At 59.7% G+C, this 15,212-nt stretch carries 17 protein-coding genes; 6 read left to right on the top strand and 11 right to left on the bottom strand.

Annotation, left to right across the window (positions count from 1 at the left end; translation table 11 throughout):
* Positions 1-32: 32 nt before the first annotated feature.
* From gltX to J2T57_RS13910, 4 genes are all read right to left on the bottom strand, one after another.
* Positions 33-1,457, bottom strand: a complete 1,425-nt coding sequence (gene gltX / locus J2T57_RS13895; protein WP_253479292.1) for a glutamate--tRNA ligase — start codon at positions 1,455-1,457, stop codon at positions 33-35.
* 105 nt (positions 1,458-1,562) lie between these two features.
* Positions 1,563-2,309, bottom strand: a complete 747-nt coding sequence (locus tag J2T57_RS13900; protein ID WP_253479295.1) for a sulfite exporter TauE/SafE family protein — start codon at positions 2,307-2,309, stop codon at positions 1,563-1,565.
* 81 nt (positions 2,310-2,390) lie between these two features.
* Positions 2,391-3,320, bottom strand: coding sequence for an ornithine cyclodeaminase family protein (locus J2T57_RS13905; RefSeq protein WP_253479297.1), 930 nt, complete (start codon positions 3,318-3,320; stop codon positions 2,391-2,393).
* 10 nt (positions 3,321-3,330) lie between these two features.
* Complete coding sequence (locus J2T57_RS13910; protein ID WP_253479299.1) at positions 3,331-4,017, bottom strand: GntR family transcriptional regulator; 687 nt, start codon at positions 4,015-4,017, stop codon at positions 3,331-3,333.
* A gap of 497 nt (positions 4,018-4,514) precedes the next feature.
* Between J2T57_RS13910 and J2T57_RS13915 the strand changes: the two genes are divergently transcribed.
* From J2T57_RS13915 to J2T57_RS13925, 3 genes are all read left to right on the top strand, one after another.
* The gene (locus tag J2T57_RS13915) at positions 4,515-5,990 is read left to right on the top strand and encodes a hypothetical protein (protein WP_253479301.1); all 1,476 of its coding nucleotides are present in this window, start codon (positions 4,515-4,517) and stop codon (positions 5,988-5,990) included.
* Between the two features lie 113 nt (positions 5,991-6,103).
* Entirely contained in the window at positions 6,104-7,084 is a 981-nt protein-coding gene (locus J2T57_RS13920) for a PDR/VanB family oxidoreductase (RefSeq protein ID WP_253479303.1), read from the top strand.
* A 12-nt stretch (positions 7,085-7,096) separates the two neighbouring features.
* Entirely contained in the window at positions 7,097-7,354 is a 258-nt protein-coding gene (locus tag J2T57_RS13925) for a YciI family protein (protein ID WP_253479305.1), read from the top strand.
* Between the two features lie 34 nt (positions 7,355-7,388).
* Here J2T57_RS13925 and J2T57_RS13930 read toward each other — a convergent pair whose 3' ends face one another.
* The 3 genes from J2T57_RS13930 to J2T57_RS13940 all read right to left on the bottom strand — a co-directional run bounded on the left by J2T57_RS13930 (position 7,389) and on the right by J2T57_RS13940 (position 9,249).
* Positions 7,389-8,099: a dienelactone hydrolase family protein gene (locus tag J2T57_RS13930; RefSeq protein WP_253479307.1), complete on the bottom strand. Its 711-nt coding sequence runs from the start codon at positions 8,097-8,099 to the stop codon at positions 7,389-7,391.
* A 3-nt stretch (positions 8,100-8,102) separates the two neighbouring features.
* Complete coding sequence (locus J2T57_RS13935) at positions 8,103-8,399, bottom strand: 2Fe-2S iron-sulfur cluster-binding protein (RefSeq protein WP_253479309.1); 297 nt, start codon at positions 8,397-8,399, stop codon at positions 8,103-8,105.
* A 112-nt stretch (positions 8,400-8,511) separates the two neighbouring features.
* Positions 8,512-9,249 carry an iron-containing redox enzyme family protein gene (locus J2T57_RS13940; RefSeq protein ID WP_253479311.1) on the bottom strand — a complete coding sequence of 246 codons (738 nt, stop codon included), beginning with the start codon at positions 9,247-9,249 and terminating at the stop codon, positions 8,512-8,514.
* A 331-nt stretch (positions 9,250-9,580) separates the two neighbouring features.
* Here J2T57_RS13940 and J2T57_RS13945 point away from each other — a divergent pair, with 331 nt between their 5' ends.
* Together J2T57_RS13945 and J2T57_RS13950 are read left to right on the top strand one after the other, a co-directional pair.
* On the top strand, positions 9,581-10,357 hold the full coding sequence (locus tag J2T57_RS13945; protein WP_253479313.1) for a creatininase family protein: 777 nt from the start codon (positions 9,581-9,583) through the stop codon (positions 10,355-10,357).
* 32 nt (positions 10,358-10,389) lie between these two features.
* Positions 10,390-10,692 carry a ferredoxin gene (locus J2T57_RS13950; protein ID WP_253479315.1) on the top strand — a complete coding sequence of 101 codons (303 nt, stop codon included), beginning with the start codon at positions 10,390-10,392 and terminating at the stop codon, positions 10,690-10,692.
* Between the two features lie 61 nt (positions 10,693-10,753).
* Here the strand turns inward: J2T57_RS13950 and J2T57_RS13955 are convergent, their stop codons facing one another.
* On the bottom strand, positions 10,754-11,560 hold the full coding sequence (locus J2T57_RS13955) for an aspartate dehydrogenase (RefSeq protein WP_253479317.1): 807 nt from the start codon (positions 11,558-11,560) through the stop codon (positions 10,754-10,756).
* Between the two features lie 97 nt (positions 11,561-11,657).
* On the opposite strand from J2T57_RS13955, the gene J2T57_RS13960 reads away from it, so the two are divergent.
* A complete protein-coding gene (locus J2T57_RS13960; RefSeq protein WP_253479319.1) occupies positions 11,658-11,993 on the top strand; it encodes a 2Fe-2S iron-sulfur cluster-binding protein in 336 nt (111 codons plus the stop codon).
* Between the two features lie 76 nt (positions 11,994-12,069).
* Here J2T57_RS13960 and J2T57_RS13965 read toward each other — a convergent pair whose 3' ends face one another.
* The 3 genes from J2T57_RS13965 to J2T57_RS13975 form a co-directional block, all read right to left on the bottom strand.
* A complete protein-coding gene (locus J2T57_RS13965; RefSeq protein WP_253479321.1) occupies positions 12,070-12,549 on the bottom strand; it encodes a GlcG/HbpS family heme-binding protein in 480 nt (159 codons plus the stop codon).
* A 67-nt stretch (positions 12,550-12,616) separates the two neighbouring features.
* Positions 12,617-14,074, bottom strand: coding sequence for an aldehyde dehydrogenase family protein (locus tag J2T57_RS13970; RefSeq protein WP_253479323.1), 1,458 nt, complete (start codon positions 14,072-14,074; stop codon positions 12,617-12,619).
* 168 nt (positions 14,075-14,242) lie between these two features.
* Positions 14,243-14,980: an iron-containing redox enzyme family protein gene (locus tag J2T57_RS13975; RefSeq protein ID WP_253479325.1), complete on the bottom strand. Its 738-nt coding sequence runs from the start codon at positions 14,978-14,980 to the stop codon at positions 14,243-14,245.
* Positions 14,981-15,212: the final 232 nt, after the last annotated feature.

A 15,212-nucleotide genomic window follows, 5' to 3' on the forward strand; every position in this document is an offset into this window, starting at 1 on the left:
CTAAGCAGCGCACCACCCCCTGTCAACTGCCCTCAATCAGCCGAATCACCACCAGCGTTCGCATCCATCCAGGCAAGCGCCGCATCAATGCGCGCAACGGATTCCGCCTTGCCCAGGAGTTCCAGCGTGACGTCGATGGATGGTGAGACCGGAACACCCGCCAGGGCCACCCGCAGGGGCTGCGCAACCTTGCCGAGCTTGAGCTCCAGGCGTTCTGCAACACCTTCGACCACCGCATGCAGGTCGGCGCGCTGCCAGTCCTCCACGGCCTCAAGCCCTTCCTTCAATGCCAGCAGCGCCCCGCGCGCCTCGCCCTTCAAGTTCTTGCGGGCTGCCTTGTCGTCATATTCGGCTGGCCGGCGATAGAACATGACACTGTTATCGGCGACCTCGACCAGGGTCTTGTACCTGTCACGCTGCACTTCCACCACACTCTCGAGCGGCGGCCCTTCTGCGGGGTCGATATCCCGCTGGCCCATGTGCCAGCTCAAGTGTCGGGCCACGTGCTCCGGTGGCAGTGTCTTCATGTAGTGCTGGTTGAGCCAGTTGAGCTTGGAGATATTCAGGGCTGACGCCTTGGCGTTGAGCCCATCGATGTCGAACTTGGCCACCATCTCATCCAACGAGAAGATCTCTTCGTCGCCGAATGACCAACCGAGGCGCACCAGGTAGTTGAGCACAGCCTCCGGCAGATACCCTTCGTCCCGATAATTCATGACGCCCACGGCACCATGCCGCTTGGACAGGCGCTTGCCGTCCTCGCCGAGAATCATGGGCACATGGGCATACACCGGGAGTTTGACGCCCAACGCCTTGAGGATGTTGATCTGACGCGGTGTGTTGTTGATGTGATCGTCACCGCGAATGACATGGCTGATGCCCATGTCCATATCGTCCACCACGACCGTGAGGTTGTAGGTGGGGCTGCCGTCCGTGCGGGCAATCACCAGATCGTCCAGTTCGGTGTTACTGATCACGATACGCCCGTGCACCAGGTCGTCGATCACCACATCGCCATCCTGTGGATTGGCAAAGCGCACCACATAGGGAGCATCTGCAGACGGTGGCTCGGTCAGATGCCGACAGTGACCGTCATAGCGTGGCTTCTCCTTGTGCTCCACCTGCTTCTCGCGGACGGCGTCCAGACGCTCCCTGCTGCAGTAGCAACGATAGGCCTTGCCTTCATCAAGCAGCTGCTGAATCACCTCGCGATACCGCTCAAAGCGATGCGTCTGGTAGAAGGGGCCCTCGTCATACTCGAGCCCAAGCCAGGCCATGCCCTCGAGGATGGCGTTGACGGATTCCTCGGTGAAGCGCTCGCGGTCGGTGTCTTCGATGCGCAGCACGAACCGTCCGCCGTGTCGGCGGGCGAACAGATAGGAGAAAAGTGCGGTCCGCGCTCCACCGATGTGGAGATAGCCGGTGGGGCTTGGTGCGAATCGACTCTTGACGGTCATTGGCCAGTTTCCCGTTTCGGTGTGTCCAGAGGGCCGAAATACTAACAGAGCGCGACGCCGCCGGCAGCGTCCGCGGCGTCGAACCGGCCGGACGTGGATTAATACCTATAGCTGGATAAGCGATCGCACGAGGAGCACCATGGCTGCCACCGCCGTGAGAGCCAGGACGAAGGTACGGGCTCGTCCCCGATCGACAAAGCTCATGCCATAACGGGAAACCCAGGTGCCGAAAAGCATGGGCGGTACCAGCAACACGCTGAACACCAGGTCCATCAGGCCGAAACGTCCTGCCAATGCCAGGGCAATGACGGAAAAAATGGCACCGACGGCGAGGAAGGCGCCCATGGTCGCGCGAATGGTCGGGCCCGACCGGTGCTGGTAGACCAACGCCATTGGCGGCGCACCGGCCGAGGTAATTGTGCCCATGTAGCCGGACAGGATACCGGCACCGATCAGATTCGGCCGAGTCGGCAAGAGCCTCCATCCGATGATGCTGAGCCCGATACCCATCAAGATCATGAGGGCGAAAAGCACCCCGAACACCGATTCATGCACCAGCGCGACGGTTGCACCGGCCACGACCGTACCTGCCAGGCGACCACCGAGCGACCACCCGAGCCCCTTCATGTCAACGTGGTGTCGCTCGCGCAGCATGATGAGTGCCGCCACAAAGAATCCGAGCATCAGCACCGTCCCCGGCACCAGTCTCGGTTCAACAAGCGCCAGAAACGGCGCCGCGAACATGCCGAAACCGATGCCGATTCCGCCTTGAATGGCTGCACCCAGCGCGATCAGAAAGGCCGCAATCACGTAGAGTTGCCAGCCGAAACCATCAATGATTTCGGGAAACATGAATACCTCGGATAGTGTGTGCTGCCTTGCGCCACCGACCATGCAAGCGCAAGGGCATAAGGCGTGCTGCTGAATCTGTTGTCAGTCGTTCTTCGAGCCGAGAAACCGCTGATAGAGATCGGTGGCGATGGCGATGTCGGCGAGCCCGACACCAACCGACTTGAACACCCGCAACCCCGTGGCAGACTCCTTGTGACCCTCGTCGAAGGCCAGTAGCAGGTGACTCATGTCGAGGATCGAATGCTCGGCGAGAACACCAGTCCGCAGTGCCTCCCGCAGGTCTCCGGCTTCTTCTCTCGTCTGTGGCAGCCATTCCACGACCACGCGCCGGGCGGCGGCGAACACGTCTGGCCCGACTTCGACACACGCCGGCAACGTGGACCCGATGGCTAGAACACAGGCATCACTCTCAAGAAATTCCATGGGAAAGAGTGGCGTGGTCGATCGGGTTGCCGTCACCACCAGGTCAGCTCCCAGCAGCGCAGCGCGCGGTGTCGACGGGCGAACGGAGATGCCACATTCCTCTTCCAGTTCGCGACAGAATGCATCTGCATTACTGCGGGACGCGACACGCACTTCCCCAGCCAATCCCTGGGATGCAAGCAACCGGATGTGGTTTGCCGCCTGCGATCCGGCACCGAAAATGGCGGTGGTGGCCGGGGAATCCACGCCAAGCTTGCGCGCCGCAATGCAGGACACCGCAGCGGTGCGGATCTCTGTCAGCGCATCGGCCTCGATACTGACCAGCGGGCGCCCGGACTCTGCGTCGAAAAGCAACACGACGAACCGGAAATTCTCGTCAATGGTCGTGTAGACCTTGGCACCGAGTATGCCCGCCGTGGGCATGATGGCACCCATCGTACTGAGCTTGCGCTCTGCAAGGGAAGTCCGCACGCGCCTGTGAACGGCCGCCTCGCCGCGTCCGAATTCACGAAAAGCCGTTTCGAGAGCGGCGATGGCCGCATCCGCGTCAACAAGCTCCTGGACAAGCGTATTTTCCAGAACCAGCATGCGGGTACTCTCAGCCTGCGTCGCCTCCACCGCTTCCCGTGGACCGCCCTGCTGCCTCTTCCGCTCCGTCCATGAACGCCTGACCGGCGCTTGCCACGTGTCGGCTCGCGAGCAGCGACGCGAGTTCCTCGTCCCCCGAAAGGATGGCGTGGAGAATGGCTTCATGCTCGAGCCACGAGTCCTTGCCGCGCCAGGATTTGCTGCCTGCGGCCATCCAGTAGGTCTTGGCCCGCATGGCATGCATGAATTCCCAAAGGAAACGATTACTTCCGGCTTTCGCGATCAACTGATGGAACTCGTCATTGAGTGCCCGGAGAGCCGTCCAATCCTGTTCATCGAGGGCGCGCCGACCCCGGCCAAGCAGATCAAAGATCCGGCTTCTCGTCTGGTCACTGCAGCGGCGTGCGGCCAGTCGCGCGCTCAAGCCCTCAAGCGATGACCGCAACTCGATGGCTTCCTTCGCCTCTTCCAGGGTGAACTTGGCCACCGTGGCACCGCGACGTGGAGCGACCTCCAGCAAGCCTTCGATCTCCAGCACTCGCATGGCCTCACGCACGGGATTACGTGACACACCGAATTCCTCTGCAAGCCGATCCTCAACCAGGCGCTCTCCAGGTTTGTAGCGACCAGAAAGAATGGCTTTGCGAATTTCGTTGGTGATTGTCTCTCTCAAAGACGTGTGCCTGATGGGGGTCATCTTTTTGTCCGTATGCGGTTGGGAACCACTGCCAGAGTCTTCCGGGGTCATGCCTTCGTTCCTCATGCGATAAGTGCAAGATAACTGTTGCCTGACTTTTTCGTCTACTGTATACCTAAAAAATCGATTATCCGTTGAGACGTCCGATTAGCCGGGTTTGGCAGGTCGTTTGAACGGCGAAAACAAGAACATAGTATACAAGAGACAACGTTCAGTCGAGGTAGGGTCGCACGGCGATCCTGTTTACGACAACTGAATGCAGGTTATTTGCAGGGGGACGGACAGGGCCCCCGATACAACATCCCTCCCCAAGGGGCCTGGGGTCGTAGCGAGCAGCAGGCGGTCATCCCGGAGAGCATCCCAGTTGCTCCCGACGGATGAGCGTTTCCGGAAGACAAGGAAGAGGAGTCTTCTCAGTAAGGGGAGCGCCCGGAAGGGGCGTTTAGGGAACAACTAAACAATCGTGCATTTGAAACCCATTCCGGGGAGGGTCAGACGTGGAACAGGTACAACTCACGTTATCACACTGGGTATTTCTGCTAGTCATTCTCTCAATTTTTGTCTCGATCGGTTTTCGCAAGGGCGTCATCGTGCCCTCGATTGTCGGTACGCTCATGCTGGGGCTCCTGTCCGACAATTCGCCCGACGGCTTTCTCAACAGCATCATCTTCGGTGTACAGGTGGTCTTCCGTGCTCTCCTGAATGCGGGTGAGTCGCTGTTTGACATCATGCTGGTTATCGCACTGATGGTGGCAATGCTGAAGTCATTGCAGGCGCAAGGCGCAGACAAGATGATGGTCGCCCCCATGCGCAAGCTCATGGTGGGGCCGTGGACGGCGTTTTTCGTGCTCGGCATCACCATGTACATCGCAGCCGCGTTCTTCTGGCCAACACCAGCCGTGGCGCTCGTGGGAACCGTGCTGATTCCAGTAGCCATGCAGGTGGGTCTGCCCGCCATCGGCGCTGCAGTTGCAGTCAACCTGTTCGGCCACGGCATGGCGCTGGCCGCCGACCCGGTCATCCAGGGTGCGAACCGACTGACGGCCGGGGCTGCCGGCATTGATGTGCAGCAGATCCTGCCCTACAGCATGCTGTTCTCGCTGATTGTCGGCGTGGTTGCCATCGCCATCGCTGTCTACACGATCCGCCGCGACATGAAGTCTGGCGCGATCGAGATCCCGAAGGGTGACACGGTCTTCACCAAGCCTGTCGAGGAAACGGCCGTCGGCCGGGACACAACCGCCGGTGCGATTGCCGAGGAAGTACCGCCCGGCCAGTATGCGAAACTCTTCGCCATCGCGGTGCCGATCGTTCTGCTGTCCATCGCGCTGCTGATGATCTACCGCGCCGTGTTCCTGCCCGATCAGGCCATTCGTGGTGGCGGTGCCACCGCCCTGCTCGGCGGCTCGGCAACGGTCCTGCTGGTGCTGTCCTCGTTCGCGGCGCACGGCAGCAAGGCCCTGGACGGCATCAGCACGCACACCCGGGACGGTTTCTTCTTCGCCATCAAGATCTTTGCGCCGATCATCCCCATCGCCGGGTTCTTCTTCCTCGGTCATCCCGGCCACGCCGAAACCGTGATGGGCTCCGGCACGCCGGGCTTCCTGTTCGATATCGGCAACAATATCGGTCAGTACATCGACGGTAACGTTGTGCTGCTGGCCTTCGGTATTGCCGTGATCGGTCTGCTGAGCGGCATGGACGGTTCCGGCTTCTCCGGCCTGCCGCTGGTGGGTTCGCTCTCAGGCGCGCTTGGCACAGGTGCCGGGGTGGACATCGCAGTCCTCGCCGCCCTCGGCCAGGTCTGCGCCATCTTCGCTGGCGGTGGCACACTGGCTGCCTGGGCGTTCGGGGTTGCGGCGGATGCCGGTATCGCGGGCGTCAATCCGCAGGAACTGGTCAGGCGTAATTTCGTCCCGGTCATGACAGGGGTGCTGATCGCAACAGTGGTCGCGATCATCATCATGATCTGACCATCCGGCCGCCACGGCCGCAGCCCGATCCGCGAGGAGCCATCCTGCATGGCTCCTCGCGCTGTTTCACGCAACTATATTATGTGTCGCAAAGACCCTAGACGAGGTTCCCCATGGCAGTTTCTACCTCCACCGAAACTCTCAAGGTACGAGTGGCCAAGGTCACTCCGGAAACAGACACCATCAAGCGCTTCGAACTGGTTGCCCTTGACGGAGGCGAGTTGCCGGCCTTCACTGCCGGCGCGCACGTCAACGTGATCACGGACGCTGGCATGGCTCGATCCTACTCGCTGGCGAACGATCCCACGGAGCGGAGTCGCTACCTCCTCGGCGTCCTCCGGGAACCCGAGAGCCGCGGCGGCTCCGAGTGGATGCATGAGTCTGTCTCTGAGGGCATGGAGCTCGAGATCACGCTGCCCCGCAATAACTTCGAGCTGCGCGAGGACGGTAGATCCCATGTGCTGATTGCCGGCGGCGTCGGTATCACCCCCCTGCTCTCCATGGCACATCGGTTAAAGGCGATTGGTGCGGAATTCACCCTGCACTACTGCACCAAGTTTGCAGAGCAGACTGCCTTCCGGGAGGAAGTCTCCGCGGTGTGCGGCGATCGGGCGGTATTCCACCACGATGGCGGAGATCCGGACGAAGGCATCCAGCTCGAGCAGGTGCTGATGGATCCTCCCGAGGATGGTCATCTCTATGTTTGCGGACCCGGCGGCCTCCTGCAGGCAACGCGCATGCTCGCAGACGCGTTCGAGTGGCCGGAAGAGCATGTGCACTTCGAACTCTTTTCGGCTCAGCGTTCTGGCGATGAGCTCAGCAACGACCCCTTCACGGTGTATCTCCAGAAGAGCGAGCGCGAGCTTGAGGTACCCGCGGACAAGACGCTACTGCAGGTTCTTCGCGAGGCCGGCTACGAGATCGAGTCCTTCTGCGAGGAGGGCATTTGCTCGACCTGCGAAACAGCAGTCGTTTCCGGTAATATCGAGCACCGCGACGATGTGCTCTCGGACGACGAAAAGGCATGCAACGACCGGATGATGGTCTGTGTGTCCCGCGCACCTGCCGGTGAACGCGTCGTTCTGGACCTTTGAGGAGATAGTGTAATGGCGTTTTTCGCAGCAATTCTGCGTATGGCCGATGAAAGCCGCAATCAGGCGGTACGTCCCGCGCACCTCGAGTATCTTGCAAGCCTCGAGCAGCAAGGCAAGATCCATGGCAAAGGGCCGTTTACCGATGGCTCGGGTGGCATGGTGGTGTATATCGCCGATTCACTGGAGGATGCCAGGCAGCTGGCGGAGGCGGATCCCTACGTAGCCGAGAAGGTACGCAGCCTTGAACTGCATGAATGGAAGCTGGGTTAACAGCGCTATCGTGACAACCGAACAAGGCCCGCCATCACGGCGGGCCTTGTTCGTCAGCCTTACGCCGATTGCGTTCGAGAAAGCTCAGCAACCGGGGCCAGATCGCTTCAGCCGCATCCGGATGGTAGTTGCGATGCCCTTCGAGAAAGAAACCATGCTCTGCGTCGGGGTGGGTAATGAGTTCACAACTCCCGCCCTTCGCAAGTAAGCGTTCGCAGAAATCCCTGGAATCGCTGGCCGGAAATGTCGTATCCCGTTCACCGTGAATCGCGAGCAGCGGAGCGCTGATCCGATCTACAAGGGTGATAGGCGAGACAGGCTTTGCCAGAGTCGATTTCCCCGCATAGTGAGCTTGCCCGTAGAAGGAAACGACGCGGCTGAAGCACTGCAAGGCGGCCGCCGATATGACGGCCAGGCTGCCGCCTCGGCAGACACCGATCAGCCCGAAAGGCTCATCGGCAACACCGGGCTGCCGCGCCAGCCAGCGAACAGCCATTCCAACGCCTCGCCCGACGATATCATCCGCCGGATCCCTGTCCGTTGTCTGCCAGCCATGAAGCAAGACGGCATAGCCATGCTCTGCCAGACGCTCAACGAAACGGATGTCCATCTCCTGCAGCCCGAAAAGACCATGGAGCACGATCAGACCGGGGAGCGGCTCGGGCACGTCGGGGCGAACGAAAACCGACTCGAACCGCATGCCAGTGCTGCCATAGACGACGTCGGAGCGATTCAGAGTCGACACTGCCTAATCCACGTCCTGAGATAGTTCGATGTCGTGGCTGATCCACAGCTGGCAGGCGAGGCGATAGCCTTCGTCGATCTTCTCGCCGAGCATCTTCTTTTCTTTCCAGTTCGGCTCTGGCAGGTGCTCGCCACCGGAGATGACCCGGCAACGACAGGTTGCGCATTTTCCCATCCCGCACTTGTAGCTAAGGTTGGGATAGGGAAACTGCCGGATACCGGCGCGGACAACCAGATTGGTGTTGTCCTTGACCTCTCCGACGTGGACTTCCCCATTCTTGTGCAGCGTGATCTTCGGCATGGTGTTTCCTATCTGGATAGCGGCAAATGATAACGCGCAGGTCCGAACATGGCACGCCGACAACTTGCGGCATGACATGGTCCGACCTGCGCGATGTGTAACCAGCAGCCCGTCAGGCGGCTACTGGCATGCCGATTTCCGAGAGCGGCACGTCCTTGGCCACGTAGTCGTAGTACAGCGCCGTGGTGTAGAGCAGACGCATCTGCGCACCGATCTCACAGATCTTCAGGCAGGCCTGCTGCAACTCCACCGTGTCCGCATGCTCAAGCACGATCTGGTAGCCACGCTCACCGTGAATCTCGTCGGAGACGATGTGCAGATCAAAGAACTCGACCTCCTCATCGGTGAAGCCGTACTTCTCACGCAGCGTCGGCGTCTGACGGCGGTAGATCGACGGCACCTGGCTCTCGAGGCCAACCACCAGACCGGCCACCGCAACGACCCAGTGCTCGCGCATCGCCACCGAATAGCACCACGCCTGCAGGCCACGGGTCGTCGGCGACATGTTGTCCGGGTTCACAACCCGCTCGCCCGTCGTGCCACAGGCCTCGGCGAAGCGAATCAGCAGATCCGTGTGGCGGTCACCACCGATCTCCTCTTCATACATGTTCTGCAGCATGAAGTCCTTCGCTTCCTGGCAATGATCCGGCGTGCGCGCATAGATGTAGGCCAGGTAGTCCGCGAACGGACCCACGTAGTGATAGTGATTCTCCGCCCAGCGGGCCAGATGATCACGGTCAAGCTTGCCGCTCGCCCAGGCAATGCTGAACGGCGCCTTGTTCGCACTCTTGCCCTTGATCGCATCTTCCAGCGCAGTGCGGAACGTATCCCGATCCATCAACTCTGCCATGTCTATGCTCCTCAATATTGCTCGCCCGACCGCCGACTCTCGACCTACACGGGCTGTCACTTGCGACAGCTTCCGGCCTTCTGAAGGCTGACGCGACTCGAGTGAGCCCATCCGAAGCGGCTCGCCCACTAATCTTGTATACTATATACAGAATGGTTGAGTATATTCCGGCTCAACCCTTTGTCAAGCAACATACCACTCACTACAGTGTAATCAGCTGTCGCGACCAGATCAGGCGCCGCCTGGCCGGCTCATCTGGTCAGCTTTCGCCTTTTCGTATACAGTATTCGTAAAGGCCCCAGGGTGCCGGTATTAACATGAGGAGCCCACCGTGAACGACCAAGCCTATATTCTGGCGGACATGACATGGCCTGAAGTGGCTGATGCGCTCAAGACCACCGAAATGGCAATTATACCGGTGGGCGCCCATGAGCAACACGGCCCCCATATGGCAGAGAGTTGCGATGCCGTGCTCGCCGAGGCCATGGCGCATCGGCTTGCCGCACGCCTGCACCCGCGGGTGGTTGTCGCTCCCACGATCAATATGGGCGTCTCACCGCACCATATGAACTTCCCCGGCACCATCACACTGCGTCCTGAGACCCTGATCGCAGTACTCCGGGACATGGTCACCTCGCTGAAGAAGCACGGGTTGACGCGGTTTCTGTTCCTCAACGGTCACGGTGGCAACCAGTCCACGCTAGGAATCGCCAGCGCCTCGCTGTCGCAGGAACTGGATGTGGAATGCTATTACGCCAAGACCACAGCAGCCGCCAAAAACGCCATCGCGGAGCATGTGTCCTCCAAACCGTTCGGACACAGTTGCGAGCGGGAGGTCTCCGAGGCCTACTACCTGGCACCACATATCGTGCGCGAATCGAAGATCACCAGCGGCGAGATTCGGCGTGGCAAGGGGCGATGGGAAAGCCTGCGGCCCGGCAATCCGATTCAGGGCTTTTACAGCTACGAAGAGATGACCGCCAACGGGTGCATTGGCGACGCCACCAGGGCGAGCCTGGAAATTGGTCAACAGATCGTGGAAGAGGCGTTGGACGGATTGGTCAAGGGCGTGGAAGACATCCTTGCCATAAAGCCGGACAGCCGCTGAATCGGGGCACCGAACGCAAAGGAGAACGATCCGTGTACATCATACTGGCCAGCAAGGACAACCAATACCGCAGCGAAGTGGTGGACGGCCTTCGCGCCGTGGAGAAGTACGACTATTACTTCTACGACCAGAAACGCGCCGAGTTCGTGATTGCGGAAGTCATGTCTCCGACGACCCGCGTGAAGATCGTCAGCGCCGGCGAACCAGAAGACGTGAACTATGTGCCCGTAAAGATATTCGAGTCGTTCGAGGATATTGACGAGGCACGTTCGGAACTCGAATCTCTCATCTCCTTCGGACATCTGAAGACCGAGTTACGCCGCGTCGAACAATAAATTTCGCCAATAAAAAAGGCCAGATTTCCTTTCTGGCCTGAGTCTTTATTTTCAATAATATTTATATCCCTATAACGAGGGGGGATGCGTTTCCCTTTATCACTTTCAGCACACTCATTGCGACGATATAACCCGTTTTCGGATTCTTCTTGGATGGCGTGTTCTCAACCTGAATTGACACCTTTCCGAATTGGCCAACCGCCTCGATCTGATGGGTATTCCGATCAAGGTCGGGATCCACCATGACCCGTACGATGGTCTCATCCAGTCCGACTCCCGCAAGACTCAGTGCCGCAGAAACATTGACGCTCTCCGGAAACGTCCGTGAGGCCTCCCTCGCGGTGCCCTTGAATACCTCTGTCGCCTCCGTGAGCGTATCGAGATTCACCACCTCTTCGGCGAAGGTGCCGCGCCATGCGGCGACAGGCTTGCGCGTTGTCAGTGTGACGCTGTCAAGCCGGCCCTGGGCACCGGCAGCAATACGGTCGAGGCCTGCAACCGCGGCAGATGGCACAATGATGCGGCGCTGCGCCTTTTCCGCTGCTGCCCACACCGCCTCGTACAGAGACTGATCGCAGAAGGCGCCAACGGAGACAACGATCAGATCGCGACCGCTCTGCAAGACGTTGACGCCATGAGCCTGCACGGCGCCATGACCTGCGGCCTCGACCACGAGATCCACATCGACGCCAAGGAAATCGGCCTCATTGTCGGTCACCAGCACGCCGTCCCCCAGCTCCTGGTCCACTGATGACAAGCGCCGGACAAGCACTGCCTTCAACTCCGCATTTCCGGCTTTACCCTCAGCTATTCCTTGCGCGACATCTCGACCGATTGTCCCGAATCCGATCAATCCTATTTTCAGCACTTATAGCCCCCTTATCTTCATACATGAGCGGCTTCACCAAATCGCTATTTTATCGTTGCGAGCCGCTCATTCCCATGTTAATTTCGTTTTTCTTGGCATGCTGCATGCGTATCAACAGGTAAACCTCTCGATGTTCTCCATTACATTCATCACCAATGCCAACAAGGAAGTTGAGGTCAAGGAGATGTCCAATCTCCTGCGTGTATCCTTGCGTCAGCAGGGCGGCATCCCTTTCAAGTGCGGCGGAGGAATCTGCGGCACTTGTCGTTGCAAGATCGAAGAAGGTCTCGAAAACACGGACAAGGTGAAGAAAAAGGAAGAAAAACACCTGACACCGGAAGAGATCGCCGAGGGCTACCGAATGGCTTGCCAGACCTTCGTGAGCGGAGACGTCAAGGTGTCCTGGGATCCTGACCGGGTCGTGAAAAAGTAGCCGACCAGCCTACTCCCTTCGTGTTGTTCGAGACGCCGCCGATGACGAATCATCGGCGGCGTTTTCGTATCCGGCACTACTTCTTGATGTCGGCCTGCACCAGGACCTCGTGTCCGTCGCCTGCCAGCTTCTTCTGAAGGGCATCCAGGGCCGCAACGCCAGCCGCCGTGTCCTGCTCGCCGTTTCCGCCGCTGAGCCCGACGCCACCAACGACCTCACCATCAACAACGACAGGAAAACCGCCCACGAACACGGCAAACTTGCCGTCGAAGCTCCACTGGATACCGAAGGCTTCGTTGCCGGGCAGCGCAGGCCCGTTCGGCGGGGTGTTGAACAGATGGGTGGAACGTTTATGACCCGCCGCGGTAAACGCCTTGTTCCAGGCAATCTGCGGACCGGTCAGACGGGCACCGTCCATACGCTCCAGGGCGAGGGGATAACCGCCGCTGTCGACGATGCAGATCGTCTCCAGAACGCCGATTTCTTCGGATTTGGCCTTGGCCGCCTCGATCATCACGCGGGCGTCTTCAAGATCAAGAGTAAAGAACTTCTTCACGGAGTATCTCCTGGTTTGTGGCTACGTGGGGGCAACCTGGCGGCAAGCCCCCACCGAGAGCGGATTATCAGCGACTCAGGTAAACCGTCTTGGTCTGCGAGAAGAACTCAAGCCCGGTGCGCCCGGATTCACGGAAGGTCGATGTGCTCGACCGCTTCAGACCACCGAACGGGGCGTTGATCAGGTTCCCGGTCGTGGTGCCGTTGACCTTGACCGTGCCCGCTTCAATTTCCAGCGGAAAGCGCTGGATATAACGGAAATCGTTGGTGACCAGGGAAGCAGACAATCCATACTCGACGTCATTGGCCTTGGCGATGGCATCGTCGTAGTCCTTGACCTCGATAATGGCGATCACCGGGCCGAAGATCTCTTCCTTGGCGATACGCATGTCCTGCGTCACGTCGGTGAACACTGCCGGCGAGACGTAGTAGCCCTTGTCGAAGTGTCCGCCGGTCAGCCGCTCGCCTCCGCAAAGGTGGGTTGCCTCCGACTTTCCGATCTCAACGTACTTGAGCACATTGTCGAGCTGCGACTTGGTGGCCAGCGGGGTAATCACCACACCCTCTTCCATACCGCTGCCAATCTTGAGCCCCTTCACCTTCTCCAGCAGCTTCTCCGTGTAGGCCTTGCGAATGCCTGGGGTGACCAGCACACGGCTCGTCCCCGTGCAGGCCTGCCCGGTGAGGGAGAAGCCGCCATTGACCGTCAGTGTGACTGCCCGATCAAGATCCGCATCGTCAAGGATGATGAGCGGGTTCTTGCCACCCAGCTCCATCTGGGTGCGGGTCGTGATCGGCACGGAGCGCTGGATATGCTCACCGGCTGCCGTGGAACCGGTAAAGGAGATGGCACGGACGGTCGCCGGTTCGGTGATGGCCGCGCCGATGTCCCGGGCGCCACCGGTGATGAAGTTGAGCACCCCTTTCGGCAGCCCAGCCGCCTCGAAAGCCTCGACCAGGCGCGTCGCGATCAACGGTGCATCCGAAGACGGCTTGAAGATCACGGTATTACCATTGATCAGGGCCGGGCCGATCTTCCTCGACGGAATGGAGATCGGGAAATTCCAGGGCGTAATGACAGTGACCACACCGAGAGGCTCGCGCTGCGTGTAGACCAGCGTCTTGCTGTCATCAGTGGGGAACGTCTCACCGTAAAGGGTCTGGCCTTCCACGGCGTAGAATCGCAGCGTCTGCGCAGAGCGCATTACCTCACCGCGGCTCGCGGCAAGCTGCTTTCCCTCTTCCCTTGTGAGTTCTTCCGCAAACTGATCGGCGTTGGCCTCGAGGTGATCAGCGGCCGCATTGAGAATCTTCGCCCGCTTTGAAAGAGGTGTCTGCTTCCACTCGGCCAATGCAGCCTGTGCCGCACTGATGGCGCGCGCCGCATCGTCCGCGACAGAAGCCTGGAAGGTGCCGATGAGGTCGTCGGTGTCGGCAGGGTTCCGGTTCTCGAAGGTCTTGCCGGAAACACTCTTGCACCACTCACCGTCGATATAGTTATTGAATTCGCCTGCTGTGCTGGCCAAGGCTGAAACCTCTCTTTGATTGAATGGATTCTCGACAGGGCGGGAGCCGAGACATCAGGAAAATACAAAACCAGCGCATCGCCCCTGTCCCGTGCGATGCGCCGGTTGTCTTGTTACCGCGCCAGTCACGACGCACCAGCGGGTGCATCGTTGACGCAGCAGCAGCCCTCAGGCGGCTTCTGAGATGCCGATTTCCGAGAGCGGCACGTCCTTGGCCACGTAGTCGTAGTACAGCGCCGTGGTGTAGAGCAGACGCATCTGCGCACCGATCTCGCAGATCTTCAGGCAGGCCTGCTGCAACTCCACCGTGTCCGCATGCTCCAGCACGATCTGGTAGCCACGCTCACCGTGAATCTCGTCGGAGACGATGTGCAGATCGAAGAACTCGACCTCCTCATCGGTGAAGCCGTACTTCTCACGCAGCGTCGGCGTCTGACGGCGGTAGATCGACGGCACCTGGCTCTCGAGGCCAACCACCAGACCGGCCACCGCAACAACCCAATGCTCGCGCATCGCCACCGAATAGCACCACGCCTGCAGGCCACGGGTCGTCGGCGACATGTTGTCCGGGTCCACAACCCGCTCGCCCGTCGTGCCACAGGCCTCGGCGAAGCGAATCAGCAGATCCGTGTGGCGGTCACCACCGATCTCCTCTTCATACATGTTCTGCAGCATGAAGTCCTTCGCTTCCTGGCAATGATCCGGCGTGCGCGCATAGATATAGGCCAGATAGTCCGCGAACGGACCCACGTAGTGATAGTGATTCTCCGCCCAGCGGGCAAGATGATCACGGTCAAGCTTGCCGCTCGCCCAGGCAATGCTGAACGGCGCCTTGTTCGCACTCTTGCCCTTGATCGCATCTTCCAGCGCAGTGCGGAACGTATCCCGATCCATCAACTCTGCCATGTCTATGCTCCTCAATATTGCTCGCCCGACCGCCGACTCTCGACCTACACGGGCTGTCACTTGCGACAGCTTCCAACTCGTCCGGAACCTGTCGGGATGTGGGGAGACTGCTTGCGCACTCACCCGAAATCATTTTTGTATACTATATACTAATGGCTAAAACGTAGCGCCTGACCCGCCACCTGTCAAGGAACCGACGGGTGGCCAGACCGGCTGTTACCGACCATGATCG

The organism is Natronocella acetinitrilica, from assembly GCF_024170285.1.
Lineage (GTDB): Bacteria > Pseudomonadota > Gammaproteobacteria > Nitrococcales > Aquisalimonadaceae > Natronocella > Natronocella acetinitrilica.